Annotated in this window: 21 protein-coding genes and 2 pseudogenes; 16 read left to right on the plus strand and 7 right to left on the minus strand. The window is 70.3% G+C overall.

The features are described 5' to 3' along the window. Positions 1–645 precede the first annotated feature (645 nt). Positions 646–1,392: a PP2C family protein-serine/threonine phosphatase gene (locus tag ACZ7M3_RS32390; protein ID WP_472067852.1), complete on the plus strand. Its 747-nt coding sequence runs from the start codon at positions 646–648 to the stop codon at positions 1,390–1,392. A 333-nt stretch (positions 1,393–1,725) separates the two neighbouring features. Here ACZ7M3_RS32390 and ACZ7M3_RS32395 read toward each other — a convergent pair whose 3' ends face one another. Next, the gene (locus ACZ7M3_RS32395; protein ID WP_472067853.1) at positions 1,726–1,944 is read right to left on the minus strand and encodes a hypothetical protein; all 219 of its coding nucleotides are present in this window, start codon (positions 1,942–1,944) and stop codon (positions 1,726–1,728) included. Between the two features lie 399 nt (positions 1,945–2,343). Between ACZ7M3_RS32395 and ACZ7M3_RS32400 the strand changes: the two genes are divergently transcribed. Further along, a complete protein-coding gene (locus ACZ7M3_RS32400) occupies positions 2,344–2,775 on the plus strand; it encodes an SRPBCC family protein (RefSeq protein ID WP_075029850.1) in 432 nt (143 codons plus the stop codon). Positions 2,776–3,002: 227 nt separating this feature from the next. On the opposite strand, the gene ACZ7M3_RS32405 is transcribed toward ACZ7M3_RS32400, so the two are convergent. Continuing rightward, the gene (locus tag ACZ7M3_RS32405) at positions 3,003–3,284 is read right to left on the minus strand and encodes a hypothetical protein (RefSeq protein ID WP_472067854.1); all 282 of its coding nucleotides are present in this window, start codon (positions 3,282–3,284) and stop codon (positions 3,003–3,005) included. A gap of 131 nt (positions 3,285–3,415) precedes the next feature. After that, positions 3,416–3,652, minus strand: coding sequence for a hypothetical protein (locus tag ACZ7M3_RS32410; RefSeq protein ID WP_472067855.1), 237 nt, complete (start codon positions 3,650–3,652; stop codon positions 3,416–3,418). Positions 3,653–3,950: 298 nt separating this feature from the next. On the opposite strand from ACZ7M3_RS32410, the pseudogene ACZ7M3_RS32415 reads away from it, so the two are divergent. Beyond that, positions 3,951–4,826 (plus strand): annotated as a pseudogene (locus ACZ7M3_RS32415) (helix-turn-helix transcriptional regulator). Between the two features lie 120 nt (positions 4,827–4,946). Next, positions 4,947–5,804, plus strand: coding sequence for a helix-turn-helix transcriptional regulator (locus ACZ7M3_RS32420; RefSeq protein ID WP_472067857.1), 858 nt, complete (start codon positions 4,947–4,949; stop codon positions 5,802–5,804). A gap of 240 nt (positions 5,805–6,044) precedes the next feature. Here ACZ7M3_RS32420 and ACZ7M3_RS32425 read toward each other — a convergent pair whose 3' ends face one another. Further along, positions 6,045–6,311 (minus strand): Atu4866 domain-containing protein, encoded by a 267-nt coding sequence (locus ACZ7M3_RS32425; protein WP_351311008.1) that lies wholly within the window; start codon positions 6,309–6,311, stop codon positions 6,045–6,047. Positions 6,312–6,658: 347 nt separating this feature from the next. Here ACZ7M3_RS32425 and ACZ7M3_RS32430 point away from each other — a divergent pair, with 347 nt between their 5' ends. The 10 genes and pseudogenes from ACZ7M3_RS32430 (at position 6,659) to ACZ7M3_RS32475 (ending at position 14,963) form a co-directional block, all read left to right on the plus strand. After that, positions 6,659–7,144: a hypothetical protein gene (locus ACZ7M3_RS32430; protein WP_472067859.1), complete on the plus strand. Its 486-nt coding sequence runs from the start codon at positions 6,659–6,661 to the stop codon at positions 7,142–7,144. Then, complete coding sequence (locus ACZ7M3_RS32435) at positions 7,141–7,497, plus strand: Atu4866 domain-containing protein (RefSeq protein ID WP_472067861.1); 357 nt, start codon at positions 7,141–7,143, stop codon at positions 7,495–7,497. Before ACZ7M3_RS32430 ends, ACZ7M3_RS32435 begins: the two co-directional genes overlap by 4 nt. 89 nt (positions 7,498–7,586) lie before the next feature. Beyond that, the gene (locus ACZ7M3_RS32440) at positions 7,587–8,978 is read left to right on the plus strand and encodes an amidohydrolase family protein (protein WP_472067863.1); all 1,392 of its coding nucleotides are present in this window, start codon (positions 7,587–7,589) and stop codon (positions 8,976–8,978) included. Between the two features lie 154 nt (positions 8,979–9,132). Beyond that, positions 9,133–10,371 carry an MFS transporter gene (locus ACZ7M3_RS32445; protein WP_472067865.1) on the plus strand — a complete coding sequence of 413 codons (1,239 nt, stop codon included), beginning with the start codon at positions 9,133–9,135 and terminating at the stop codon, positions 10,369–10,371. 94 nt (positions 10,372–10,465) lie between these two features. Beyond that, positions 10,466–11,110 (plus strand): class I SAM-dependent methyltransferase, encoded by a 645-nt coding sequence (locus tag ACZ7M3_RS32450; protein WP_472067867.1) that lies wholly within the window; start codon positions 10,466–10,468, stop codon positions 11,108–11,110. Between the two features lie 213 nt (positions 11,111–11,323). Then, the gene (locus ACZ7M3_RS32455) at positions 11,324–12,175 is read left to right on the plus strand and encodes a helix-turn-helix domain-containing protein (protein WP_472067869.1); all 852 of its coding nucleotides are present in this window, start codon (positions 11,324–11,326) and stop codon (positions 12,173–12,175) included. A gap of 297 nt (positions 12,176–12,472) precedes the next feature. Next, on the plus strand, positions 12,473–13,060 hold the full coding sequence (locus ACZ7M3_RS32460; protein ID WP_472067871.1) for a class I SAM-dependent methyltransferase: 588 nt from the start codon (positions 12,473–12,475) through the stop codon (positions 13,058–13,060). Positions 13,061–13,167: 107 nt separating this feature from the next. Next, positions 13,168–13,443: pseudogene (locus ACZ7M3_RS32465) on the plus strand (BlaI/MecI/CopY family transcriptional regulator); the annotation flags it as partial. 62 nt (positions 13,444–13,505) lie between these two features. Further along, positions 13,506–14,063, plus strand: a complete 558-nt coding sequence (locus tag ACZ7M3_RS32470) for a hypothetical protein (RefSeq protein ID WP_472067873.1) — start codon at positions 13,506–13,508, stop codon at positions 14,061–14,063. A 357-nt stretch (positions 14,064–14,420) separates the two neighbouring features. Beyond that, positions 14,421–14,963 (plus strand): nitrobindin family protein, encoded by a 543-nt coding sequence (locus ACZ7M3_RS32475; RefSeq protein WP_472067875.1) that lies wholly within the window; start codon positions 14,421–14,423, stop codon positions 14,961–14,963. 69 nt (positions 14,964–15,032) lie between these two features. Here the strand turns inward: ACZ7M3_RS32475 and ACZ7M3_RS32480 are convergent, their stop codons facing one another. After that, entirely contained in the window at positions 15,033–15,623 is a 591-nt protein-coding gene (locus ACZ7M3_RS32480; protein WP_472067877.1) for a TetR/AcrR family transcriptional regulator, read from the minus strand. A 136-nt stretch (positions 15,624–15,759) separates the two neighbouring features. Between ACZ7M3_RS32480 and ACZ7M3_RS32485 the strand changes: the two genes are divergently transcribed. Together ACZ7M3_RS32485 and ACZ7M3_RS32490 are read left to right on the plus strand one after the other, a co-directional pair. Further along, positions 15,760–16,494 (plus strand): SDR family oxidoreductase, encoded by a 735-nt coding sequence (locus tag ACZ7M3_RS32485; RefSeq protein WP_067361910.1) that lies wholly within the window; start codon positions 15,760–15,762, stop codon positions 16,492–16,494. A 208-nt stretch (positions 16,495–16,702) separates the two neighbouring features. Beyond that, positions 16,703–17,944 (plus strand): cytochrome P450, encoded by a 1,242-nt coding sequence (locus ACZ7M3_RS32490; protein ID WP_472067879.1) that lies wholly within the window; start codon positions 16,703–16,705, stop codon positions 17,942–17,944. 78 nt (positions 17,945–18,022) lie between these two features. Here the strand turns inward: ACZ7M3_RS32490 and ACZ7M3_RS32495 are convergent, their stop codons facing one another. Both ACZ7M3_RS32495 and ACZ7M3_RS32500 read right to left on the minus strand, forming a co-directional pair. After that, on the minus strand, positions 18,023–19,153 hold the full coding sequence (locus tag ACZ7M3_RS32495; protein ID WP_190168152.1) for a serine/threonine-protein kinase: 1,131 nt from the start codon (positions 19,151–19,153) through the stop codon (positions 18,023–18,025). A gap of 7 nt (positions 19,154–19,160) precedes the next feature. Next, positions 19,161–20,972 (minus strand): hypothetical protein, encoded by a 1,812-nt coding sequence (locus tag ACZ7M3_RS32500; protein ID WP_472067881.1) that lies wholly within the window; start codon positions 20,970–20,972, stop codon positions 19,161–19,163. Positions 20,973–21,215 lie beyond the last annotated feature (243 nt).

Here is a 21,215-nt window from a genome sequence, read left to right on the forward strand (position 1 = left end):
GAACGATCACACCCTGGGTCGCCAGGCCGACCAGGAGAGCGTCGGCCGGCGCCAGGACACAGGAGGCGAGTAGGAGTCAGGCTTCGAGCACGTCGCTGCGCCGCCTGAGCGGGTTACGTCGCCACCGCCACAGCCGCACCTTCGAGCCACGGCAGGTCGCTGTGGCCGTCCGTGGAGGCTGGCCGGAGGGCGCGCCGGAGCGGAGAATGGTGCTGTTGGTCTGCTGGCCGGTTGGGCGGTGGTCGGTTTGACGCACCAGTACTGCGTCGGCGAGGCAACCGCGCTCCCGGCGGAGTTGCAGGCTTCCCGCACTGAGACAGGACGGTCAGCGGGCTCGGCCGGGTGGCTCCGCGCGCGCTGGAACCGACCGATGCAGTGTGCCTGGATTCGCTGCGGCGGGGCGACGACGTACCCTTCGCCCGCCGCACGCCCGCGGGGTCGAACTGCGCGAGTTCTGTGTGTGCGTGGAGCCGGCCGATGTGTGAGAGACGGGCATCAACTCTTGAAGAGACTCTGGCAAGACGTCTCATGGGGTTCGTATCTCGGCTGAGGCTTTTCCGGCCATGAGCACCTCGTGTGCGAGTGTCAGCACTTCCGGGGCCCGGCCTCCGGCGGTGTGCCGGTGCAGGAAGGCGGTGGCGCTCCATGTCGTACGTCGCAGTGAGTGCGCTGAGCCACCCCGGGCTGCTCCGCGAGCGGAACGAGGACAGCCTCGTCGTCGGACCGTGGACACTGTGCGCCACCGTGACCGAGAGTCCGCAGACCCTGGTCTTCCCGTTGGGGACGCCCCTCACCGTCGCCGTCGCCGACGGGCTCGGCGGACATCCCGGCGGCGACGTGGCCAGCGCCCTGGCCGCCCGCCGGATCGCCTCGATGGGTCCCGCCCTGAGCAGCGAGGACGCCGTCCGCGACGCCTTGAACTCCTGCAACCGCGCCGTGTACCTGGCCGCCGGCGGCGCCGGAAGCGAGCTGGCCATCATGGGGACGACCGTCGCGGGCGTCGTCGTACAGCCCGGCTCGTTGCTGGCGTTCAACGTGGGTGACAGCCGGGTCTTCGAGGCCTCCCGCGAGGGGCTGCGCCAGGTGAGCGTCGACGACAGCCCGCCGCTCGAACCTGGGGAGCGCACCACGTCCGTCGTCACCCAGTGCCTGGGCGGTACGCCCGGCTACCGCCCTGTCCGTCCTCATGTGACGGCGGTGTCGCTGTCCCCCGGCGACCGCTACCTCATTTGCACGGACGGCCTGACCGACCCGGTGACGACGGACGTGCTCGACGCGGTGATGCGGGAGCACGACGACGGCCGGGCGGCCTTCGAGCTGTGGAAGGCCGCCATCACGGCGGGCGGGCCCGACAACATCACGCTGGCGGTCGTACGGATCGGAGACGAGTAAGGGGCGGGGACGGTGGGAGGCGGCCACGATGAGGGCCACCTGGAACGGCACGGTGATCGCGGAGGCGGAGCACACCGTAGTGGTCGAAGGCAACCACTATGTACCTGGGCGCGCTCACATACCTGTATGCGGGCCCGGTCACGACACGGCGCAGCCACCTCGAAACCCGTGGCGCATGAGGAGGCCGTGCTCCAGTCGGACCTTGTGGGCGTACTGGCGGCAGCGATCGCCGGCGGGGCTGTGGCGGGCGTCGCCCGCGCCGTTCAGGCGCAGTGGGCTGCGGAATGGGCATGGGGCGATGCGCGGTGGGGCGGACAGAGCGGGTGACGGTGGTTACGCCGTGTTGTTCCAGTCGTACGGTCCGCCGCCACGCCACTCGATCAGCTCGGCGTCGTCGATGGCCCGGTCCTCGGCGGGCAGACCCGCGCGGTGCAGGAAGTCCAGCACGTCGAACAGGCTGTACGCGGTGCCCACGGGCTCGCCGGCGATCGTCACCCGCCGGCCCCCGTCCGACTCCGGCGGAAACACGACCACTGGAGGGCGCACGTCCATAACACCAGCATGCGCCGGGACCGGTCGGACCGGGGCTTCCGGTTTTCCGGGCACCGAGTCCGGAACCCGTAGGACGCCGCCGGGGGTGCGGGACCGCGGCAGCCGGATGGCCTCCGCCCCGTCCAGGCCCCGTGGTCCCGTCGGGTCGACGGGACCACGGGGCCTGGACGGGGTGCCTGGGCGTGGCGTCGGTCAGCTTGCCGACCGGCCGATGTCGACCGTCCCACCCGGCACCGCCCTCCACCGGGGACTGCGCTCCCGCACCGGCCCCAACGCATCAACCTCGCTGGCCTGTCACATGGTGGTCAGTCCGTCTCACGTGTCGGCCGATGGGCCGGTGTCGGGCGCACACTGGACGCAGAGGGCCATGCGTCATGAGTCGAAACTTGGAGGTGGGCCATGAGCACCCTCGAAGAACGCGTCGACGTCGGAGTTCCGATCGACAAGGCTTGGGACGACCTCCACCGGGTGGAGAACTATCCGCGCTTCGTGGAAGGAGTGCGCGAGGTCCGTACGGAGGCGGGGGGCCGAGCGCGTGTGGACGTCGAGGTCGGCGGCCGGGCCCGGGAGTTCGAGGCCGAGATCTCCGACCGCAAGGGGGAACGCGTGATGGAGTGGCACACCACGGGCGACCCCGAACTGGCGGGTTCCTTCTCGCTGCAGCCGATCGACCAGAACAGCACCCGGGTCCAGGCACGGCTCGAGTACGACCCCGACACGATCAGGGAGACCTTCGGCGGGCTGAAGGGATTCGCCCAGGCGAACGCGATCGAACGGCTCGTCCGCGGTGATCTGGAGCATTTCAAGGAGTGCGTGGAACAAGGGCGGTGAGCGGTAGAAGGCGGGCGCTGCAGACAATCGAGGACGGCAGCCTCCGATCCGATCCCCCGCCGCGCGGCGGGGGATCCGACGGATACGGAGTGGACCCGTCCGCAGCCGCATGCTCCGAAGTCGGCGAGCGAAAGAGCGTTTCCTGAGGCCGTTGAAACGAGCGTGTGGATACGGGACAGCGGCGGACTCCTCCGGCAGCGCAGCGACGTCAGGCGCCGCTACGCCGGTCAGGTCTCGATTACGGCATCGCAGTCGGAACAGACCACGGACGCATACTCCGCGGGGTGCCACGGCGCCCCAGGGTGCTCGGAAGGCTTCCACCGGGCCGTCTCCATAGCGAAGGTGTCCTTGCCGCAGAGGGTCCGCGGTCCCGTCGAGGAGGGCGCCCCCGGCGCGGAGGGCGCGGCGTGCACCTTGCGGACGGACCGTTCCTCACCAGCCGCTATCCCCGGGGAGGAGCGTCTGGCCATCGGCTTGTCGAGCTCATACACGACGACGATTTCGCCCATGCCTCCACAGTAGGCGGACGCGCGGCCGACCCGCCCGCGGCCTCGGGCCGGGTGGCCGTACAGCCCCGTCCACCGGTTCGAGCCTGGCGGGAGGCCCACAGGCTTGTCGGCAGGATCGAACTCTTCCTCGTTCAGCGATCCTCCGCCGGCCATCCGATGGCCCGGCGGTAAAGGTCGGCAAACGCCCGGCGTCCCTGAACCCGGCGAGGGTAGCCGGGTACGGAGATCACGTACTCGAAGAGCACGTCCTCGGCCAGGAGGTCGAAGAAGCACTCACCGTCGACGACGCCGGCCGGCCCCTCCCGGATGATCCGGAAGAACGCGTCCAGCGCGGCGAAGTCGGAGATGTCGTCGATGAACATGGTCACCCCGCCACCGGAGAGATCCAGGCGTGGACGCTGCGCCGGGCACGGCACCAGCGGGGGCCGACCTGCCGGGGACGTCGGCATGCGCCCTGGCCGTGACCAGACCGTGCACTTCGCGAGAACGAGAAGCAGACGCGGAAGTCATGCGTCCACCGTGGTGAGGCGCCGGAGAAACAACCAGGTCGCGGTTGTCCAGGGTGCGCGACTCCCAGGTGAAGCGCGCCCCCCTTCACCCCCGCGACAAGGCGCCGCGGAGACCTAGCCTCGACATATGGACCCGCGACATATGGACCCTCGACACATGGGCACAGACAAGGACCCCGCCGCCGAGAACGCGCTGGGAGGTTTCCTCCGCGCACGGCGTGCCCAACTGCGCCCCGAGGCCACGGGACTTCCCACGTCCGGCCGCCGCAGGGTGCCCGGTCTGCGCCGCGAAGAGGTCGCCACCCTCGCGGGTGTGAGCACCGACTACTACATGCGCCTGGAACAGGGCCGCGAACGGCACCCGTCCCAGCAGGTACTCGAAGCCGTCGCGTGAGCCCTGCGACTGGACGACGAAGCGGTGGCCCACCTGTACCGCGTGGCCACCCCGACCGCCCGCCGTACGCGCCGTGCGCCCCGCGTCGAACGCGTCGCCCCGCACCTGCGGCGACTCCTCGACACCTGGAGCGACACGCCCGCCTTCGTCCTGGGCCACGCCCTGGACGTCCTGGCCCGCAACCGGCTCGCAGGCGCCCTGTACGCCGGCTTCACCCCCTCCGACAACCTGCTGCGCATGACGTTCCTGGACCCGGCCGCGCACCACTTCCACCGTGACTGGGACCGGGCCGCCGAATCGAGTGTGGCCACGCTGCGCCGGGCGGCCGGCATCGACCCCGAGGACCCGCGGTTGCGGGAGCTCGTCGGTGAACTGTCCATGAAGAGCGCCGACTTTCGCGTTCTGTGGGCCCGCCACGACGTACGCGGCAAGACCCGCGAGGCCAAGCTCTTCCACCACGCTCAGGTCGGCGACCTGGAACTGCACTACGAGGCGTTCACCGTCAACAGCGCCCCTACCCAGCAGCTCATCGTCTACCAGGCCGAACCGGGCAGCACGTCCGCGGACGCCCTCGCCCTGCTCGGCTCGCTGAGCGCCGTCCCCGTGCCCGCGCAGGACACCAGGACGGGCACCGACTGAGACCGCGTAGGAGCCGGTCCGGTGTTTCCTGGGTGTGCCAGGGCCAGGATCACGACTCCCCACCCGGGCGGACGCGAAGGAGAATGACGCCATGACCCGGATCATGACGAGGTGGGGTTCATGAGCGACGGCACTCCTCTGGGAGAGTTCCTCAGAGCACGGCGTGAAGCGCTCAAACCGCAGGACGTGGGGCTGCCGGAGCACGGCCGCAGGCGGGTACCGGGGCTGCGCCGCGAGGAGGTCGCCATGCTCGCGGGTGTGAGCTCCGACTACTACATGCGCCTGGAACAGGGCCGCGAGACCAGCCCGTCGCCGCAGGTGGTCGACGCGGTCGCCGCCGCCCTCCACCTCGACGACGAGGCACTCGACCACCTGCGCAGACTAGCCAGGGCACCGCAGGAGCGCCGTAGCACTTCCGTCGGTCACGACAGGATCAGTCCGCAGCTCCTCCAACTGCTCGACAACTGGTCCGACACCCCCGCCTTCGTTCTGGGACCTGCCCTGGACGTCCTGGCGCACAACGCGCTCGCCGCGGCCCTGCACAGCGGATTCCAGCGGTTCGACAACCTGGCCCGCATGGTCTTCCTCGACCCGGCCGGGCGCGGCTTCTACCGGGACCGGGAGAGGGCCGCGCACTCCTGCGTCGCAGAAATCCGTGCGGCCTACGGATACGACCCCGATTCCCCGAGGATCGCCGCGGTCGTCGACACGCTCTGCTCGAAGAGCCCGGAATTCGCCGAGCTGTGGGCACGGCACGAGGTGAAGGGCAAGACCCAGCAGGCGAAGAACCTCGCACATCCCGAGGTCGGTGCTCTGGAGATCCAGTTCTCGGCCTTCACGGTCAACGGTGCTCCGCATCAGCAACTGGTCGTCTACCAGGCCGAGCCCGCCTCTTCCACCGCGGCTGCCTTCGCGGACCTCCGTTCCCGGGCCGGCCGTCCGGCGCCCGGGCACAACGCGGCCCCCATGCCCGCGTGAGCCGATGACACCGTCCCGTCCCCATCGCTCGGAGGGGACGGGACAACCGGATGACTCAGGTCCGGCCGGTCGTGGGACGGACGATGATCTCGCCGACGTCGACACCGGCAGGCTGGGACGGAATCGGCGAGGTCGGACTCGGTCACGCCCGGGGAGATCTGGTGGACGCCGATCGAGGCGACGTTGATGAAGTGCCCGTGGTGCTGGGTCCGCAGGACCGGCTCCGGCTGGTGGACATGGTCATGGCCGCGCCTCGCGATAGAGCACCAGGTGCTCGTGGAAGAGAACGCCGTCGCGGACGTCGCCGGTTGCGGTGAAGCCGGTGTCGTCGACGTAGTCGAGGTGGTTGCCGGTGACGGTGTAGCTGCCGGTGTAGGCGCTCCGGCGGTTGCCGCGGGCCTCGTCGTAGCGGCCGTTAGGCAGCAGTTCCTGGCGGATGAAGCCGTCCGCGGTCACCCACATCCCGACGTACGGGTGGGGGTCGCGGGGCGTGTCGTTGCTGGTCATGGCTCTACGGTCCGCCCGGCGGCCGGTCACAACCAGGCCGCCGTCCCCCCAGGTGAGGGCTTCCTGGGTGCCGCGCACCCACTGTCGCGAGCGGCTGAGTGCTTCGTGCGGGGCGGCAGCGACGTGTGCCGTCCGAGACCGCCGCATGCCCCCTCCGTCGTACACGACGGTACGGAGGGTGGGTGCCCGACACCTGGGGACACGGCGGCCTGGTTCCGACTCCGCCGCGCGACGAACCTGGTGGTCAGGCAGCCGCGGTAGCTGCCGGACATCCGCCTCGGACCTGCACCGGCGCTCGCTTCGCGCATCGGGCGGACCGATGAGCCGACTCCACCGAGGAGCACGCAATGAGCATCACCGACACCGACACCGACACCGACACCGGCACTGAGACCGAGATCGAGACCGGCACCGGCACTGACCCCGACCCCGACCCCGACACCGACACCGACACGGTGAGCTGGAACCCCAAGGCCCTCGACGAGATCCTCTCGAACGACGAGGGGCGTCCCGTCCTGTTCACCAACGCCCGCATCCTGACGATGGACCCGCTCATCGGGACCATGACCGGCGCCGACCTGCTGTTCGTCGGCTCCCTGGTCGTGGGGGTCGGCCCCGCCATCGTCACCGCGGCACAGGACGACAACGCCATCGTCGTCGACTGCACCGGCATGACCATCGCCCCCGCGGTCGTGGACACCGTCGCGCTGGCCGGCGGCCGCGGCCACCGCTCGGAGTACGTCGCGACGCTGACCCCGGGCAACACCCCGACTTCCTGGTGGTGCCCGACGAACTCGCCGCCGACGTGCCGAGCGCGGTGGCCACACTCATGACCCGGCGGAAGCAGGTCCGCGCACTCGTCGCGGCCGGTCGGCCCGTCCTGTGGGCCGGCACCGACGCCCCCGGCCGGGCCACCGCCCCCGAGGCGGGCATCCCGGCCTCCGATGACCTGACCGGCAGCCCGCGCGTCGGCGTCTGGATCGACAGACACGACTTCCTGCACCAGGAGCTCACCGCCGACGGCCGCTACGACGAGACCCGGGGCGGCCGCCCGCACGCCTACCAGGGCCGGTACTGGATCGACGGCGACCGCATCGACTACCTGGACGACCTCGGCTTCTGGGCCTACGGAGAGTTCCAGGGCGACGAACTCCACCACGCGGGCTACGTCATGAAGCTCGGCTGACCGTCCCCGTCTCCATCCCCGCCCCCGCCCTCACCCCCTGCCCTCGTCCTCTTCCCCGCCCCCTCCGTCGTACCGAAAGAAGGCCCCGCATGAACGTCAACGACACCACCAGCGCCGCCGTGCTCGAAGAGCTCCGGCGTCGGCCCGCCGACCGACGGCGCATCCTGTTCACCGGCGCCACCATCGTCACCATGGACCCCGACCTCGGCGTCATCGACCGCGGCGACCTCCTCGTCGAGGGTGACGCGATCGCCGCGATCGGGGCGAACCTGACCGCTGACGGTGCGGTGGTCGTCGACGCCACCGGCACGATCCTCACCCCCGGCTTCGTCGACACCCACCGGCACGCCTGGGAGGCCCAGCTGCGCCGGATCATGCCGGACGTCGACGACCTGGGCGGCTACGTCATGGCCACCCTGGCCGGCTACGCCACGATCTACCGGCCCGAGGACATGTACATCGGCACCCGGCTGGCCGCCCTGACCGCGATCGACAGCGGCATCACGACCATGCTCGACTTCTCCCACAACTCCCGCACCCGCGAGCACTCCGACGCCGCCATCGGGGCGCTCCGCGACACCGGCATCCGAGGCGTGCACGCCTCCATGGGCCCGCACTTCGGCGAGTGGGACCGGCAGTGGCCCGGCGACCTGACCCGTATCAAGGACCAGTACTTCAGCAGCGACGACCAGTTGCTCACGCTGCGCCTGGCGACCCTGGCCACCGACGAGATCGCCGGTCCGACGCTCGCCTACGGTCCCGAACTCGCCCGCATGGCAAAGGACTTGGGTATCGGAGTGAGCGTGGACGCCGTCTTCGGCACGTCCTCCTCCGAAGCGGTCCTGCGTTGGGCCAAGGACGGCGTTCTCGGCCCCGACGTCACTCTCATCCACTCCACCGGACTGACCTCCGAGGCGTGGAAGGCGATGGGGGAGACCGGCACCACCGTCGCCCTTGCTCCCACGTCCGACGCGCAGATCGGCCTCGAGACGGCGATCCCCGCCATCGACGAGGCCCTGTCCGTCGGTATCCGCCCCGGCCTGAGCATCGACGTCGAAGTCGCCCTCGCCAGCGACATGTTCACGCAGATGCGGGCCCTGCACGCCATCCAGCGGATGCGCGCGGTCAACGCCGTCCACGGCACCGACCGGCAGCCCTCCCGCATCACCACCCACGACGTCCTCGACTTCGCCACCCTCCAGGGCGCTCGTACCAACGGCCTGGCCGGTGTCACCGGTTCACTCACCCCGGGCAAGAAGGCCGACCTGCTGGTCGTCCAGGCCGAGGACCTCAACAACATGCCCCTCAACGACCCCATCGGCACCCTCGTGCTGGGCTCCGACGCCCGCAACATCACCGCTGTCCTCATCAACGGCGAGCCCCGCAAGTGGGACGGACAGGTCCTCGACGTCAACCTGGCCACCCTGCGCAGCGAGGTGCACGCCTCGCGCGAGTACGTGCTGAACACCCCGGCCGCCTGAGCATCTCCCCGCCACCCGCCCCTTCCCCTCCATCGCCCCCCGGCGTTTCCTCCCACGGCCGGGGGCACCCACCCGATCCCGGTGGTGCCATCGGCCGATCGTGCCGCGCACAATCCCGCGGGGCGGCGACCAGACGCCCCCTTCTGGAGTTCCCATGTCCCACCCCACTCCCACCACGTCCCCCGGGCCCGCGGCAACCGCGCCCAACACCCCGGACCAGCCGCCCTCCTGGGCGCCCGCAGCCCCGGCCATCGCCCTGCTGACCGCACTCGGTGTCCTGATGGTCGGCCAGATGTACACCGTCCTGGCCCTGTTGCACCCCATGGCCACCGCGCTCGGCACCGCACCGGAGCAGGTCACCTGGACGGCGACGGCGTTCGGCTTCGCCTACGCCGCCGGATTTCTGCTCGCCGGTCCGCTGTCCGACCGCTACGGCTCGCGCGCCGTGATCACGACCGGACTCGTGGCCGCCACGGCAGCCACCCTGGCGGTCAGCGCCGCCTCCGACCTCCCCACGGTCATCGTCCTGCGCAGCCTGCAAGGACTGACCGCCGCGACCTACGCGCCCTCCGCGCTCTCCTACGTCGTCCACCACATCGCGCCACAACGCCGCGGGACCGCCCTGACCTGCATCACCAGCGGCATGTTCGCCGCCGCCGTGCTCCTGCAGATCGGCGCCCAGGCCGTCGCGGCAGGGCTCGGCTGGCGCGCGGTCTTCTGGCTCAGCGCCACCCTCATGGCCCTGAGCCTGATCCCGGTGCGCCGCGTCCTGCGGCCCACCCTCCGCCACGGCAGCGGCGGTGGGCTGAGCCAGGCGTTCGCGGCGATGCCGCGACTACTGGGCCGGCCGCGTATGGTCGCCCTCTACCTGTCGACCGTGGCCCTGATGTCCTCCTTCGTGGCCATCTACACGGCAGTGGCCATCGCCGGGCCGGCCGGCATCGCCGGGAACTCCTCCGCGATCCTCGCCCTGCGGGCCAGCGCGCTGCCCGCCCTCGTCGCCATCCCCGTACTCGCCCGCCTGCTCCAGCGCCAGGCCGCACCCCTGCGCGCGGTCCTCGCGTTCGCGCTGGCCGCCCTCACCGTCGCGGCCGGTTCCTTCCTCGGTGGTCACACCGTGCCGCTCGCCCTCGCGCTGCTCCTGTTCGTGGCAGCCGTCGCGGCAGCGGCACCCGCCGTCGTCGAGACGATCAACGCCACCGCCCCGCACGCCCGCGGCGCGGCCGTCGCCCTCTACGGATGCAGCATGTTCATCGGCGCCAGCCTGGGCCCGCAGCTCACCGGAGCTCTGACCGGCCTCGGCTTCGGCGGCATCCTGCGCGGCGTCGCCGTCGCACTCGTCCTGGGCATCCTCCTGGCCCTGCCCGCCCTCCGCCACCACCGCACCCAATGACATGGAACAGGGCTTCTACCAACTCCTTTCTGCCCTCGCGGAGATGGCCCCGCGCGACGAGCTAGTGTCCTCGCTTGTGACCGAACCCTCCTCTGTGACCGAACCCTCCTCGCATCTCGGTGCGACAGCGGATGCCTACGACGCCGTCGCAGTCCGTTACGCCGAACTCTTCCGTAATGATCTCGACGCTCTTCCGCTGGATCGCGCGATGCTCGCCGCGTTCGCCGACCTCGTACGGACCACCGGCGCCGGGCCCGTCGCGGAGCTGGGATGCGGCCCGGGACGCATCACCGCGCACCTGCGGGACCTGGGGCTGGACGTCTTCGGCGTCGACCTGTCGCCGGTGATGATCGATCTCGCCCGCGAGGCATACCCGGACCTGCGGTTCGAGGTCGGCTCCATGGCCGCCCTGGACCTGGCCGACGGCAGGCTGAACGGCATCGTGTCCTACTACTCGGTCATCCACACCCCACCGCAGGAGGTGCCCTCGTACCTCGCCGAGTTCCGGCGGATGCTCGCGCCTGACGGCCACCTCTCGCTCGCGTTCTTCGAGTCGGAGGGTGAGCCGGTCACCGCGTTCGACCACAAGGTGGTGACGGCGTACCGATGGCCGATCGACGACCTCGCGGGGCTGGCCGGTGAAGCCGGGTTCGTCGAGGTCGGCCGGATGCTGCGTGCGCCGCGCGAGGAGGAACGCCAGTTCCGCCATGGCCATCTGCTGATGCGCGCAGCCAAGTGACTCAGGTGTCGTGACGGGTGGCCACGGCTCCGGGGCCGGGGGAGATGGGACGGAATGATCGGGACCGTGTTCCGCAGCGAGGACGTGCCTGCGCAGGACAGATTCGAGTACTGGCGGGAACTGGCCCTTCTGGTCCGCGGTGCTTGCGGAAGCCGTCAGTGTCGTCGCGTCTGCGACATCCCGTCTTGGACGAATGTCGCGTAGCTTGGCGACATGCGATCCGCCGACTCGGCTCATGACGCCGCGGCGATCTGGGACATCGCCACCCCGTCCCGGCCCGGCCTGCTACCAGGGGTCAGCATGGCCGGATTCCGCGCTCGCACCACGGAGTTCGTCGACCTGAGCGTGATCCCGTTCCCGGCCGTCACGGTGGTCGTCAGCCTCGGCGACGAGCCGCTCACCGTCGACGACATCAACGGCCGGCAGCAGAACGGCAGTGTCGTCGTCGGGCTCTTGCCCAGCGGCCTTCGAGGACGCGGCCGTGACATCGACAGCCTGCAGGTGCGCCTGTCGCCGGTGATCGCGCACGCCGTGCTGGGCGTCTCTTCGGAGTTGAGCGGGATGATGGTCTCCCTCGACGACCTCTGGGGCCGCGATGCCACCCGCACCCAGGAGCAACTGCGCGCTGCCAGGTCGTGGGACGACCGGTTCGCGATCGCGGAGGCGGCGTTCGTTCGACGACACGAGGCAGGCCGGGCGATCGATCCTGAGGTCGCCTTCGTATGGCGGCAGATGGTGACGAACCTGGGAGGGGTTCGGGTCGAGCGGCTGGCGGGCGAGGTCGGCTGGAGCCGTAAGCGACTGTGGTCCCGGTTCCGAACCCAGATCGGTCTCAACCCCAAACGCGCTGCTCAGCTCGTCCGTTTCGACCACGCGGCCCACCGACTGGCCGCGGGGCACAGCGCCGCACGGGTGGCGGCGGAGATCGGCTACGCCGACCAGTCCCACCTCCATCGGGATGTCATGGCCTTCGCCGGTGTGACACCCACGGCCGTCGCGGTTGCGCCGTGGCTTGCGGTCGACGACGTGGCATGGGCCGCCCCCGAATACCTGTCCAAGCCCTGACCCGACGCTCTGCCCCCGACGCTCTGCCCCCGACGCTCTGCAGGCGACACCCGACGGTCTGTACCCGGCAGGCGCGAGGCCGGTGGCGGGTCGGCCACCGGGGAACATTTCTACAAGCCGCCCGGCAGTTGAGCTTGTGACACTGCGCCCATGTCCAAGAACCGGGATGACTCCCCACAGCCGCGCTTTCAACGGCCGCGGTACGGCGTAGACGCTCCAGCGTTCCCTGCGACACTCGGCGCCGTCGGCGCGGCCTGCTGTCTGGCCGCCGGCCGGTGGCGGTCGGGACGCAGCGCGATGATGACCACGGGGACGGTACTGCTGGCCAGCACCGGCATCTACCTGCGCACCACACTGCACGGCAAGCTGCGCATCTGGAGGCGGGAGCTGGACCAGGCCGGCTTGAAGGGTGACGAGCGGCTGCTGGACCTGGGGTGCGGTCGCGGCGCGGTGCTGATCGAGGCGGCCAGGCGGCTGCCGACGGGACACGCCGTGGGCGTGGACCTGTGGTCAGGGAAGGACCAGAGCGGCAACCGGCCCGAAGTCACGCTCGCCAACGCCGCTGCGGCAGGGGTCGCCGACCGGGTGGAAGTACAGACGGCTGACATGACCGCGTTGCCGTTCGCGGACGGCTCCTTCGACGTCGTGACGAGCGCGCTGGCGATCCACAACATCCCGTCACCCGAGGCGCGATACCGCGCGGTGGACGAGGCCATGCGGGTGCTGCGCCCGGGCGGGCAGTTGATCGTCGCCGACTTCTGGCCCATGGCCAGAAAGTACGCGGCGCACATCGGCCAGGGCACGCTGCGCGGACTCGGCCCCGGGTACTGGTACGGCGGCCCCTGGCTCGGCGTCACACTGCTGCATGCCGTCAAGGGCCGCTGAGCAGGTTGCCCACGGAAATCGACAGGTCAGCCTTCTACTATGGCCCTACGTATTCGGTGGCGTGAGGGAGCCGGGCCATGCGGCGGCTGGGGGTCTCGAGGCGGAGATCCACGGTGATGACCGTCACCAACATCCTGTACGCGAAGGGCTGGCTGCTGTGGGGCAAGCAGGGTCGCGCCTGGCTGTACGCGCCGGTCCGCAGCCGCGAGACCTACGCCGCCGCACTCATGGAGGACAGCCTGGGGGAGAGCAAGGACCGCTCGGTCGCGCTGCGCCACTTCGTCGAGAACATGTCGGAGGAAGAAGTGGCCGCTCTGCGCAGGGCTCTGCGAAACGGTCGGCCGACCGTGGTCAAGGCTTGGCCATGTGCCATGGGCGGCTGAGCCGGCGGGAGCTACCCAACGTACTGAAGGAGTAAGTAGAACGACCGCCGAAGGGAAACTCCGTGATCCAGCGACGCATCGTCCTCCTCTCGGCCGCAGGGCTCGCCTCGGCGTTCCTTCTGGGGGCGTGCGGCAGCTCGACGGAAAAGGCGTCCACGGGTACGAGCCCCGGCAACGCCGTTCCGGTCGCCACGGCCGCGTCGGAGTCCGCGACCTCTGCTCCGACCGCCTCGGAATCCACGCCCTCCGGACCGGCCACCACCACCATGGTGATGGCCAAGACGGTCAACGGCATCGGCAGCGTGGCGACCGACGACAAGGGGATGACCCTCTACCGCTACGACAAGGACGAGGCGAATCCGTCCAAGTGGACGTGCGCCGGCGAGTGCACGAAGACGTGGATCCCCGTCATCGTGCAGGACTCCGTACAGACCATGGGGGTCGAGAAGAGCGTGCTCGGCACGGTCCACCGGAGCGGCATGAAACAGCTCACCCTCGGCGGCTGGCCGCTGTACCGATACGTGGGCGACACGCAGGCCGGACAGACGAACGGCCAGGCCAAGGGCAACACGTGGTACGCCGTCACCCCGTCCGGCACGAAGTCCACCGGCACGGGCTGAGCCCAGACACACGACCGTGGTCTTGCCGCGGGGAGGGCGCGGTTCGACATTCCCGCGGGAGGCGGTTCGGGCGCGATCGGAACGGCGGAGGTCGAGCTGTCGTGTACGTGGTCCGCCGCGCGCCGTGCCGCCTGGAGCTGAGCCGCCGCGTGAACGTATGTACAGCGCAGGCTGGTTGGGCGTCGTCCGTATGCACGGCGACCGTGCTGTCCACCGCGTCCGCGGACGGGATCGCATGCCCCGGGACTGCCGGCATTGACGGGTCGGCGGACCGTCCTTCGCGCCGTCGCCGCCGGGAGCGACATCGACAGCCTAGGCTTCGGCCCGGCACCGGACCCGATCCCAGGAGCGCACACCGTGTTCGACCCCGCACCGGAGTATCCGTACCCCGACGTCCACCGATCGGATGAAGCGCCTGCCCCGCACGCGCTTCTCGCACCGGTGATCGGACTCCTGGGTACCTGGCACGGGCGGGGTCACGGCGGGTATCCCACGCTCGCCGGGGAGTTCGCGTACGCGCAGGAGGTCACCTTCAGCCACGACGGCCGCCCCTTCCTCCGGTACGAGGCCCGGGCCTGGTTGCTCGATGCCGACGGCACGCCGCTGCGCCCGTCGGCTCGGGAGAGCGGCTGGTGGCGGCTCCAGCCTGACGGCCGGGTGGAGGCACTGATCACCCAGCCCACCGGCATCGCCGAGATCGCCGTCGGCCGGGCGGCCGACAACACGGTCGACCTCTCCACCCACGAGGTGGCCCTCACACCCACGGCCAAGGAGGTCACCGCGACCCGCCGGACCTACGCTCTGACCGACGACGACACGCTCACGTTCGTGCACGAACTCGCGGCGGTGGGGCAGCCGTTGCAGCACCACCTCTCGGCGACGCTGCGGCGCAAGGAATAGCCGCGCGACGAGGTTGTTGAGCAGCACCGCTGGGACGCGGTGTGGGTGCACCCGCACGGGGCGTCGGCGTCAGTTGTCGGGCTCCTGCGGCGGCGTCGGGCGCAGGCCGTCCAGGGTGAGGTCGAGGAGGCGTTCCGCCTGTTCGCGTTGGTCGGGGCCGGCCGAGGTGAGGGCGATGCCGGCGAGGGCGGCGAACATGTCGGTCGGGCTGATGTCGGTGCGGATCGCGCCGGCGGCGGTGCCGGCGTTCATGAGGGAGGTGAGGGCGGCCTGAATCAGCTCGTGGCTCTCGGCGTAGGGGTTGGTTCCCGAGGCGACGACGGCTCGTAGGGCCTCGGCCATGCCGAGTTTGGCGGTGGCGTAGTCGATGAAGCGACGCGTCCAGGCGCGTAGGGCTTCGCGCGGCGGCATCGTCGCCAGGAGCCCGGGGACGGCCTCGCACAGCCGGGCCACCTCGTTGCGGTACGCGGCCTCGATCAGCGCCTCCCGGGTCGGGAAGTTGCGGTAGAGGGTGCCGGTGCCCACGCCCGCTTCCTTGGCGATGCGCTCGAAGTGCGCGTCCAGCCCCTCCTCGGTGAACACACGTACCGCGGCGGCCAGGATCTTCTCCCGGTTGCGCTGTGCGTCAGCCCTCAGTGGACGTTCCGTATCGCGGGCCATCGGCGTCGCTCCTCGCTCTCCCGTTGCTAAGTGGCGGCGCCTCCGCTTATGGTGGGTGAAGTGGCGGCGCCTCCACTTTCACTGTAGGGCATGCGTGTGACATGCCCTCGTTCCTCCTGCGAAAGGACTGCCGATCATGTCGGGAATCGAAGGCAAGGTAGTGGCGATCACAGGTGCCGGCAGCGGCATCGGTGAGGCGACCGCGCTCCTGCTCGCCGAACGCGGTGCCCGGGTCGTCCTCGGGGCGCGCCGTGCGGAGCGTCTCGAGGCCCTGGCCGCCCGGATCGAGAAGGCGGGCGGTGAAGCCGCCTGGGTCCGTACGGACGTGACGCGGCGCGAGGATCTGTCCGGCCTCGTACGGCTGGCCCGCGAGCGGTACGGCAAGCTCGACGTCCTCGTCAGCAACGCCGGAGTCGGTCTGATCTCCCCCCTGGACGACCTCCGTGTCGAGGACTGGGAGGAGATGATCGACGTCAACCTCAAAGGCGTGCTGTACGGGATCGCCGAAGCTCTGCCGGTCTTCCGGGAGCAGGGCTTCGGGCACTTCGTCAACATCGTGTCCACCGCCGGGCTGCGCGTCACTCCGCTCCAGTCGGTGTACGCCGCCACGAAGAACGCCGTCCGTACCCTCTCGGAGGGCCTGCGCCAGGAGGCCGGTGAGGGCCTGCGCGTCACCGTCGTCTCGCCCGGGTTCGTCCGTACGGACTTCGCCGACCGCATGGATGCCGAGGTGAAGGTCCAGATCGTCGAAAAGATGGACAGCATCGCGATCCCGCCGGCCGCGGTGGCCCGCGCCGTCGCCTTCGCCGTCGAGCAGCCGGACGGTGTCGACGTGGGTGACATCGTGGTGCGCCCCACCGCCCAGGACTGAGGTCCGTTCCCCGCCATGCCACGCCATGCCATGCCGCGTCATGGCCTTCCGGCGCCGAGGTGTGGGGCGCGTACGCGTGATCCGAGTCACGTCAGGTTCCCGTCAGTGAAGTGGCCCGTAGCCGTCAGTCTGCTCCGATCTCATAGGCCGCAGAGCCCCTCTGAGACCCCGCTCCCCGTTCCGGGGGAGCCCCCCACCGAGGAGTGACATGGCTGAGACATTGACCGGAACCTCGAGCGGCGCCGCCGAAGAGATCCCCGAGTTCGTGCCGCCCAGGGCGGCCGCCTGTCCGTTCGCGCCGCCGCCGGTCCTCGCGGAGATCCGCGAGGAGAAGCCGATCAGCAAGGTGCGGATCTGGGACGGCAGCACCCCTTGGCTCATCACCCGCCACGAGGACCTGCGGGCCGTCCTCGGCGACCCCCGCGTCAGCGTCGACGACAAGCGGCCCGGCTTTCCGTTCCCGAAGAAGGCCATGGCGGAGAACGCGCACCACCACCCCGACACGCTCTTCAACACGGACGCCCCCGTCCACACCCGGCTCCGCCGGATGCTGACCTCCTCCTTCACCGCCAAGCGGATGGCGGCCCTGCGCCCCGCCATCCAGAAGGTCACCGACGAGCACATCGACGCGATGCTGGCCGGGCCGAAGCCGGCCGATCTGGTCCAGGCGCTGGGTCTGCCCATTCCCACGCTGATGATCTGCGAACTGCTCGGAGTCCCTTACGAGGACCACGAGTTCTTCCAGTACCACGCCACCGTCGCCGTCAGTCAGACGTCATCGGCCGATCAGGACCGCGAGTCGAGTGTCGCGCTCGGCGAGTACCTGGCCCGGCAGATCCACGCCAAGACGGACAACCCCGCCGAGGACACGCTGTCCGACCTCGCGGCCCTGGTCAAGGCCGGTGAACTGACCATGGGGGAGGCGTCCCTCATGGCCGTCATCCTGCTCATCGCCGGGCACGAGACCAGCGCGAACATGATCGCGCTGGGCACCCTCGCGCTGCTGGAGCACCCGGAGCAGCTCGCCCTGCTGCGCGAGACGGACGATCCCAAGGTCGTGGCCGGAGCGGTCGAGGAACTGCTGCGCTACCTGACCATCGCCCACACCGGCCAGCGCCGGATCGCCCTGGAGGACACCGAGATCGGCGGCGAGGTCATCCGCGGCGGGGACGGAATCATCGTCTCCCTCCCCGCCGCCAACTGGGACCCGGAGGCCTTCCCCGAGCCCGACCGCCTCGATCTGCTCCGCGACGCCCGCCAGCACAACGCGTTCGCCTTCGGCGTCCACCAGTGCCTGGGCCAGCAACTCGCCCGCGTGGAACTCCAGGTCGTCTACGGCACGCTCTACCGGCGCGTGCCCACGCTGCGCCTGGCCACCACGCTGGAGCAGATCGACTTCAAGGAGGACGCGATGGCGTACGGCGTCGCCGCGCTGCCGGTCACCTGGTAGCCCGTCCGTACCTCTAGCCCGTAGCCCTTCGATACCAGCAGGACGCAGGAAGGGACGTACCAAGGGAGATACGGAGCTTCAGCCGGTGCCCTCCTTCCAGCGCGACGCCTCCCGGTAGGCCTCGAAGACACGGTGGTGATCGGGGCCGAGCAGGCGCGCGCAGTCCTGCCCCAGGCGCTGGCAGAGCGCGGCGGCGCCTCGGGAGTCGCCCGACTCGCCGGTGAGCCTGGCGTGCCGGGCGCGTGCGTCGAGGACGTCCGTGTCCATGGCCCGGGGACCGTCGGCGTGCAGCTGGATGAACCGTTCCAAGTTCTGGATCTCGGCGATATGGCGCGTGTCGACGTGTGGATCCGCGGAGTCGTCCGAGACGTACTCGATCTGCTGGACCGCCCGGGCCACGGCTCGGGCGTCGGGCGGCCGGTTCCCGGGTGACTTCTCCAGCAGTCTCAGCACGAGGGAGTCGAGAGGCCTGGGGATGCCGGGACGCAGCGCGCCCGGCGGGGCGGGCGTCTTCTCCACGTGGTGCCACATGACGGCATAGGGATCCGAGATATGGCCGAAAGGGGACCAGCCGGTGAGCATCTCGTACACGACGCAGCCGAGTGAGTAGAGGTCGCTGAGAGCGCTGCCGGACTCCTCACGGAGCCGTTCGGGGGAAGCGTAGTGAACGGTGCCCCACCCTGGACCGTGCGAAGAGGACGCGTCGATGAAGCGGGCGAGGCCGAAGTCGACGACCTTGGCGGATCCGGTGGTGTCGATGACGATGTTGCCGGGTTTGACGTCCCTGTGCACCACGCCCGCCTCGTGGGCGTCGGCGAGGCCGTCGCAGATGTGCCTCGTCCAGCGCACGGTCTGTTCCAGGGTGAGGTGCCGGCCCTGCCCGGTGTGAGCGGAGAGCGGCCTGCCCTCGATGTACTCCATGACGGAGTACAGGATGTCGCCGTCCTCGCCGTGGTCGTAGATGACGGCGACATGGGGCCGGTTACGGATGCGCGCCATCGCCTGAGCCTCCTTGCGGAATCGCTCGACGCGCCGGTTCAGTTCCTCGGAGTGCTCGCCCTGTCCGGGGTGACGGTGCAGTGTGGCCACCTTCACCGCGACCGGCCGGTTCAGGCGGAGGTCGAGTCCGAGCCAGACGGAGCCCTGGGCGCCGCGACCGAGGGGCGACTCCAGCTTGTAGCGCCGGTCGAGGACACGTCCTGATTCCATGATTGCGTCACTTGCCCGTCGGGTCCCAGGCGCACAGCTCGGGCAGCCGCGCGACATGCTCGTTCCATTCGGCGAAGAACTCGATGCGCCGGCTCAGCACATCCTGCAACCGGCGCTGCGCGCTTTGCCGCCGCAACACCCCGGCCTCGCGGATCCTGCCGCGCTCGGCCGGTACGCGCGTCACGTCCAGCAGCCCCCACACCCCGGCGAAGGCGCCCACCAGCAACGCGAGTGCCAGGAAGAAGCCGCCGAGGAGGAAGGGGGCCAGGACGAGGGCGGCCAGGCCACCGGCGCTGCCCCCTACGCGCCGCGGCAGGTTGCGGTCGACAGCCGCGGCCTCGGCCTCCGTGCGTTCGAGCAGTTCGGTCTCCAGCGCGTCGGCCAGGGATTTCCCGTCGACGGACGCGGCGGGGTCGGTCGGCAGCAGAGCGTGCCACTCGTCGATCGCGATACGGATGTTCTGAGGCCGGTGGCTCAGCGAGGCCACCACCATTTCCTCGGCGGCGGTGCACAGGTTGGGCAGCATCTGCATGAGCGCGAGGCGGCGCGCGTCGTCTCCGAGTGCGATCTGACTCGGTTTGAAAACGGCGTTGTCGAGGAGGGTCGTGAAGTCCATGACCTCGGCGTCCGCCTCTTGACGCAGCTCATGCTCCTCCTGCGCCGCCTTCTCGTCGCCCCGGTGCTCGATGAACCGGCGCAGCGCTTCCTTCTTGGTGTGCAGGGCAGCCTCATCGGGTTCGAGATGACCGATGAGGCGGTCGATGGCGGTCTCGGCATAGCGGACACGTGCGCGGGAGGACGCCGTGTGGTTCGGGGGTGGGAACTCCTTGCGGAGGTGGGCGAGGGTGCCGGTGGTGACGGTGGCGAGCCGCCAGTGTTCGAGGAGCGCCGGCCAGTCCCCTTCGTACGCCTGGCCCAGGGAGTCGAACCGGTCGCCGGGTGAGGCGAGGAGTTTGCGCAGCTGGGGTGTCCACCGACGCACACTCGCCCTGGCCGCCGTCCCGCCCGCCGCCGCCTCGGTGCCCCAGCGCACCATCACCTGCCGGGCGTAGCTGTGTGCGAGGTCGCCGAGTTCGCGGCAGGCGACGGCGTCGAGGACCACGAGGAAGTCCCTGCCGAGTCGGTCCGGGTCGACGGCGTGCTGAAGGTAGCCGTCCATCCAGTTCCCCGCCCGTTCGTGCTCGCCCGTCCTGGCCGCGGCGAGCGAGAAGAACAGGTTGGCCTTGCCGAGGTCGAGCCCTTGCGCCTGCCCCATCGCGGTGAGCCGGATGTCGTCGTCCCCGTCCAGCCGGGCGGCGACCGCCAGGGTTGCGTGGGCGAGCCAGAAGTCGGGGTCGTGGACGAGGTGTTGCTCCACGAAGAGCCGGAGGTTGTCGGTCCTCAGCGCCCCGCTCTTCACGAGCTGCGGGGTCAGCTGTTTGACCAGGCCACGAGCGAGAGAGCGCACCTTTTCCCGGTTGCCGAACCAGCGCTGCCAGTCCTCGGTGATCCGGTCGAGCTCGAACTGCGCGGCAAGGACGGCCTGGTCGCGTTCGTACTGGGACCGGAAGTCCGTGAGTTCGGCCTTGACCTGGCCGAGCTCGGACTGGGTCCGGTTCAGCCCCTCCCGCAACTCTTCGGTGGCGGAACCCACCGATTCGACCTGAAGGGCGAGTTCGTTGGCTCTGCCGCGCAGGGCCTCCAGGCCTCCGGACAGCGTGCCGAACCGGTCGTGCAGGGTCTTCAGGTCGCCTTCGCGGCGCTGCTGTGCCTCGCGTATCTCCTTGAGGCCGTCCCTCAACTCGTTGAGACTGGCGTCGGCCTCGGGCTGCTCACTCACACCGCTCCCCGTTCGTCCCGCCGTGCGGTTTCGGTCTTCGGAACAGGTACCTTCTGGCGACGCACCGGAGGAGCGCAAGGGCGCGTAGCGGCGCGCGCGGCGCATGTGTGTCTTCGGACGGGCGCCGGTGCGCGAAGACGGCAGCCTCGGCTTCCTCCCGCGCGCGGTCGGCCCTCGGGAGCCGGCCGGGCACGGCTCCGGCCCAGGAGGTACCGGACGAGGGGCTCTCGCTCATCGCCGCAG

This window comes from Streptomyces sp. NPDC111656 (assembly GCF_055656965.1).

Coding starts and splice junctions, on each gene's coding strand:
- ACZ7M3_RS32390 (WP_472067852.1), top strand. CDS start 646: ATGTCGTACGTCGCAGTGAGTGCGCTGAGCCACCCCGGGCTGCTCCGC.
- ACZ7M3_RS32395 (WP_472067853.1), bottom strand. CDS start 1,944: ATGGACGTGCGCCCTCCAGTGGTCGTGTTTCCGCCGGAGTCGGACGGG.
- ACZ7M3_RS32400 (WP_075029850.1), top strand. CDS start 2,344: ATGAGCACCCTCGAAGAACGCGTCGACGTCGGAGTTCCGATCGACAAG.
- ACZ7M3_RS32405 (WP_472067854.1), bottom strand. CDS start 3,284: ATGGGCGAAATCGTCGTCGTGTATGAGCTCGACAAGCCGATGGCCAGA.
- ACZ7M3_RS32420 (WP_472067857.1), top strand. CDS start 4,947: ATGAGCGACGGCACTCCTCTGGGAGAGTTCCTCAGAGCACGGCGTGAA.
- ACZ7M3_RS32425 (WP_351311008.1), bottom strand. CDS start 6,311: ATGACCAGCAACGACACGCCCCGCGACCCCCACCCGTACGTCGGGATG.
- ACZ7M3_RS32430 (WP_472067859.1), top strand. CDS start 6,659: ATGAGCATCACCGACACCGACACCGACACCGACACCGGCACTGAGACC.
- ACZ7M3_RS32435 (WP_472067861.1), top strand. CDS start 7,141: ATGACCCGGCGGAAGCAGGTCCGCGCACTCGTCGCGGCCGGTCGGCCC.
- ACZ7M3_RS32440 (WP_472067863.1), top strand. CDS start 7,587: ATGAACGTCAACGACACCACCAGCGCCGCCGTGCTCGAAGAGCTCCGG.
- ACZ7M3_RS32445 (WP_472067865.1), top strand. CDS start 9,133: ATGTCCCACCCCACTCCCACCACGTCCCCCGGGCCCGCGGCAACCGCG.
- ACZ7M3_RS32455 (WP_472067869.1), top strand. CDS start 11,324: ATGCGATCCGCCGACTCGGCTCATGACGCCGCGGCGATCTGGGACATC.
- ACZ7M3_RS32460 (WP_472067871.1), top strand. CDS start 12,473: ATGATGACCACGGGGACGGTACTGCTGGCCAGCACCGGCATCTACCTG.
- ACZ7M3_RS32480 (WP_472067877.1), bottom strand. CDS start 15,623: ATGGCCCGCGATACGGAACGTCCACTGAGGGCTGACGCACAGCGCAAC.
- ACZ7M3_RS32485 (WP_067361910.1), top strand. CDS start 15,760: ATGTCGGGAATCGAAGGCAAGGTAGTGGCGATCACAGGTGCCGGCAGC.
- ACZ7M3_RS32490 (WP_472067879.1), top strand. CDS start 16,703: ATGGCTGAGACATTGACCGGAACCTCGAGCGGCGCCGCCGAAGAGATC.
- ACZ7M3_RS32495 (WP_190168152.1), bottom strand. CDS start 19,153: ATGGAATCAGGACGTGTCCTCGACCGGCGCTACAAGCTGGAGTCGCCC.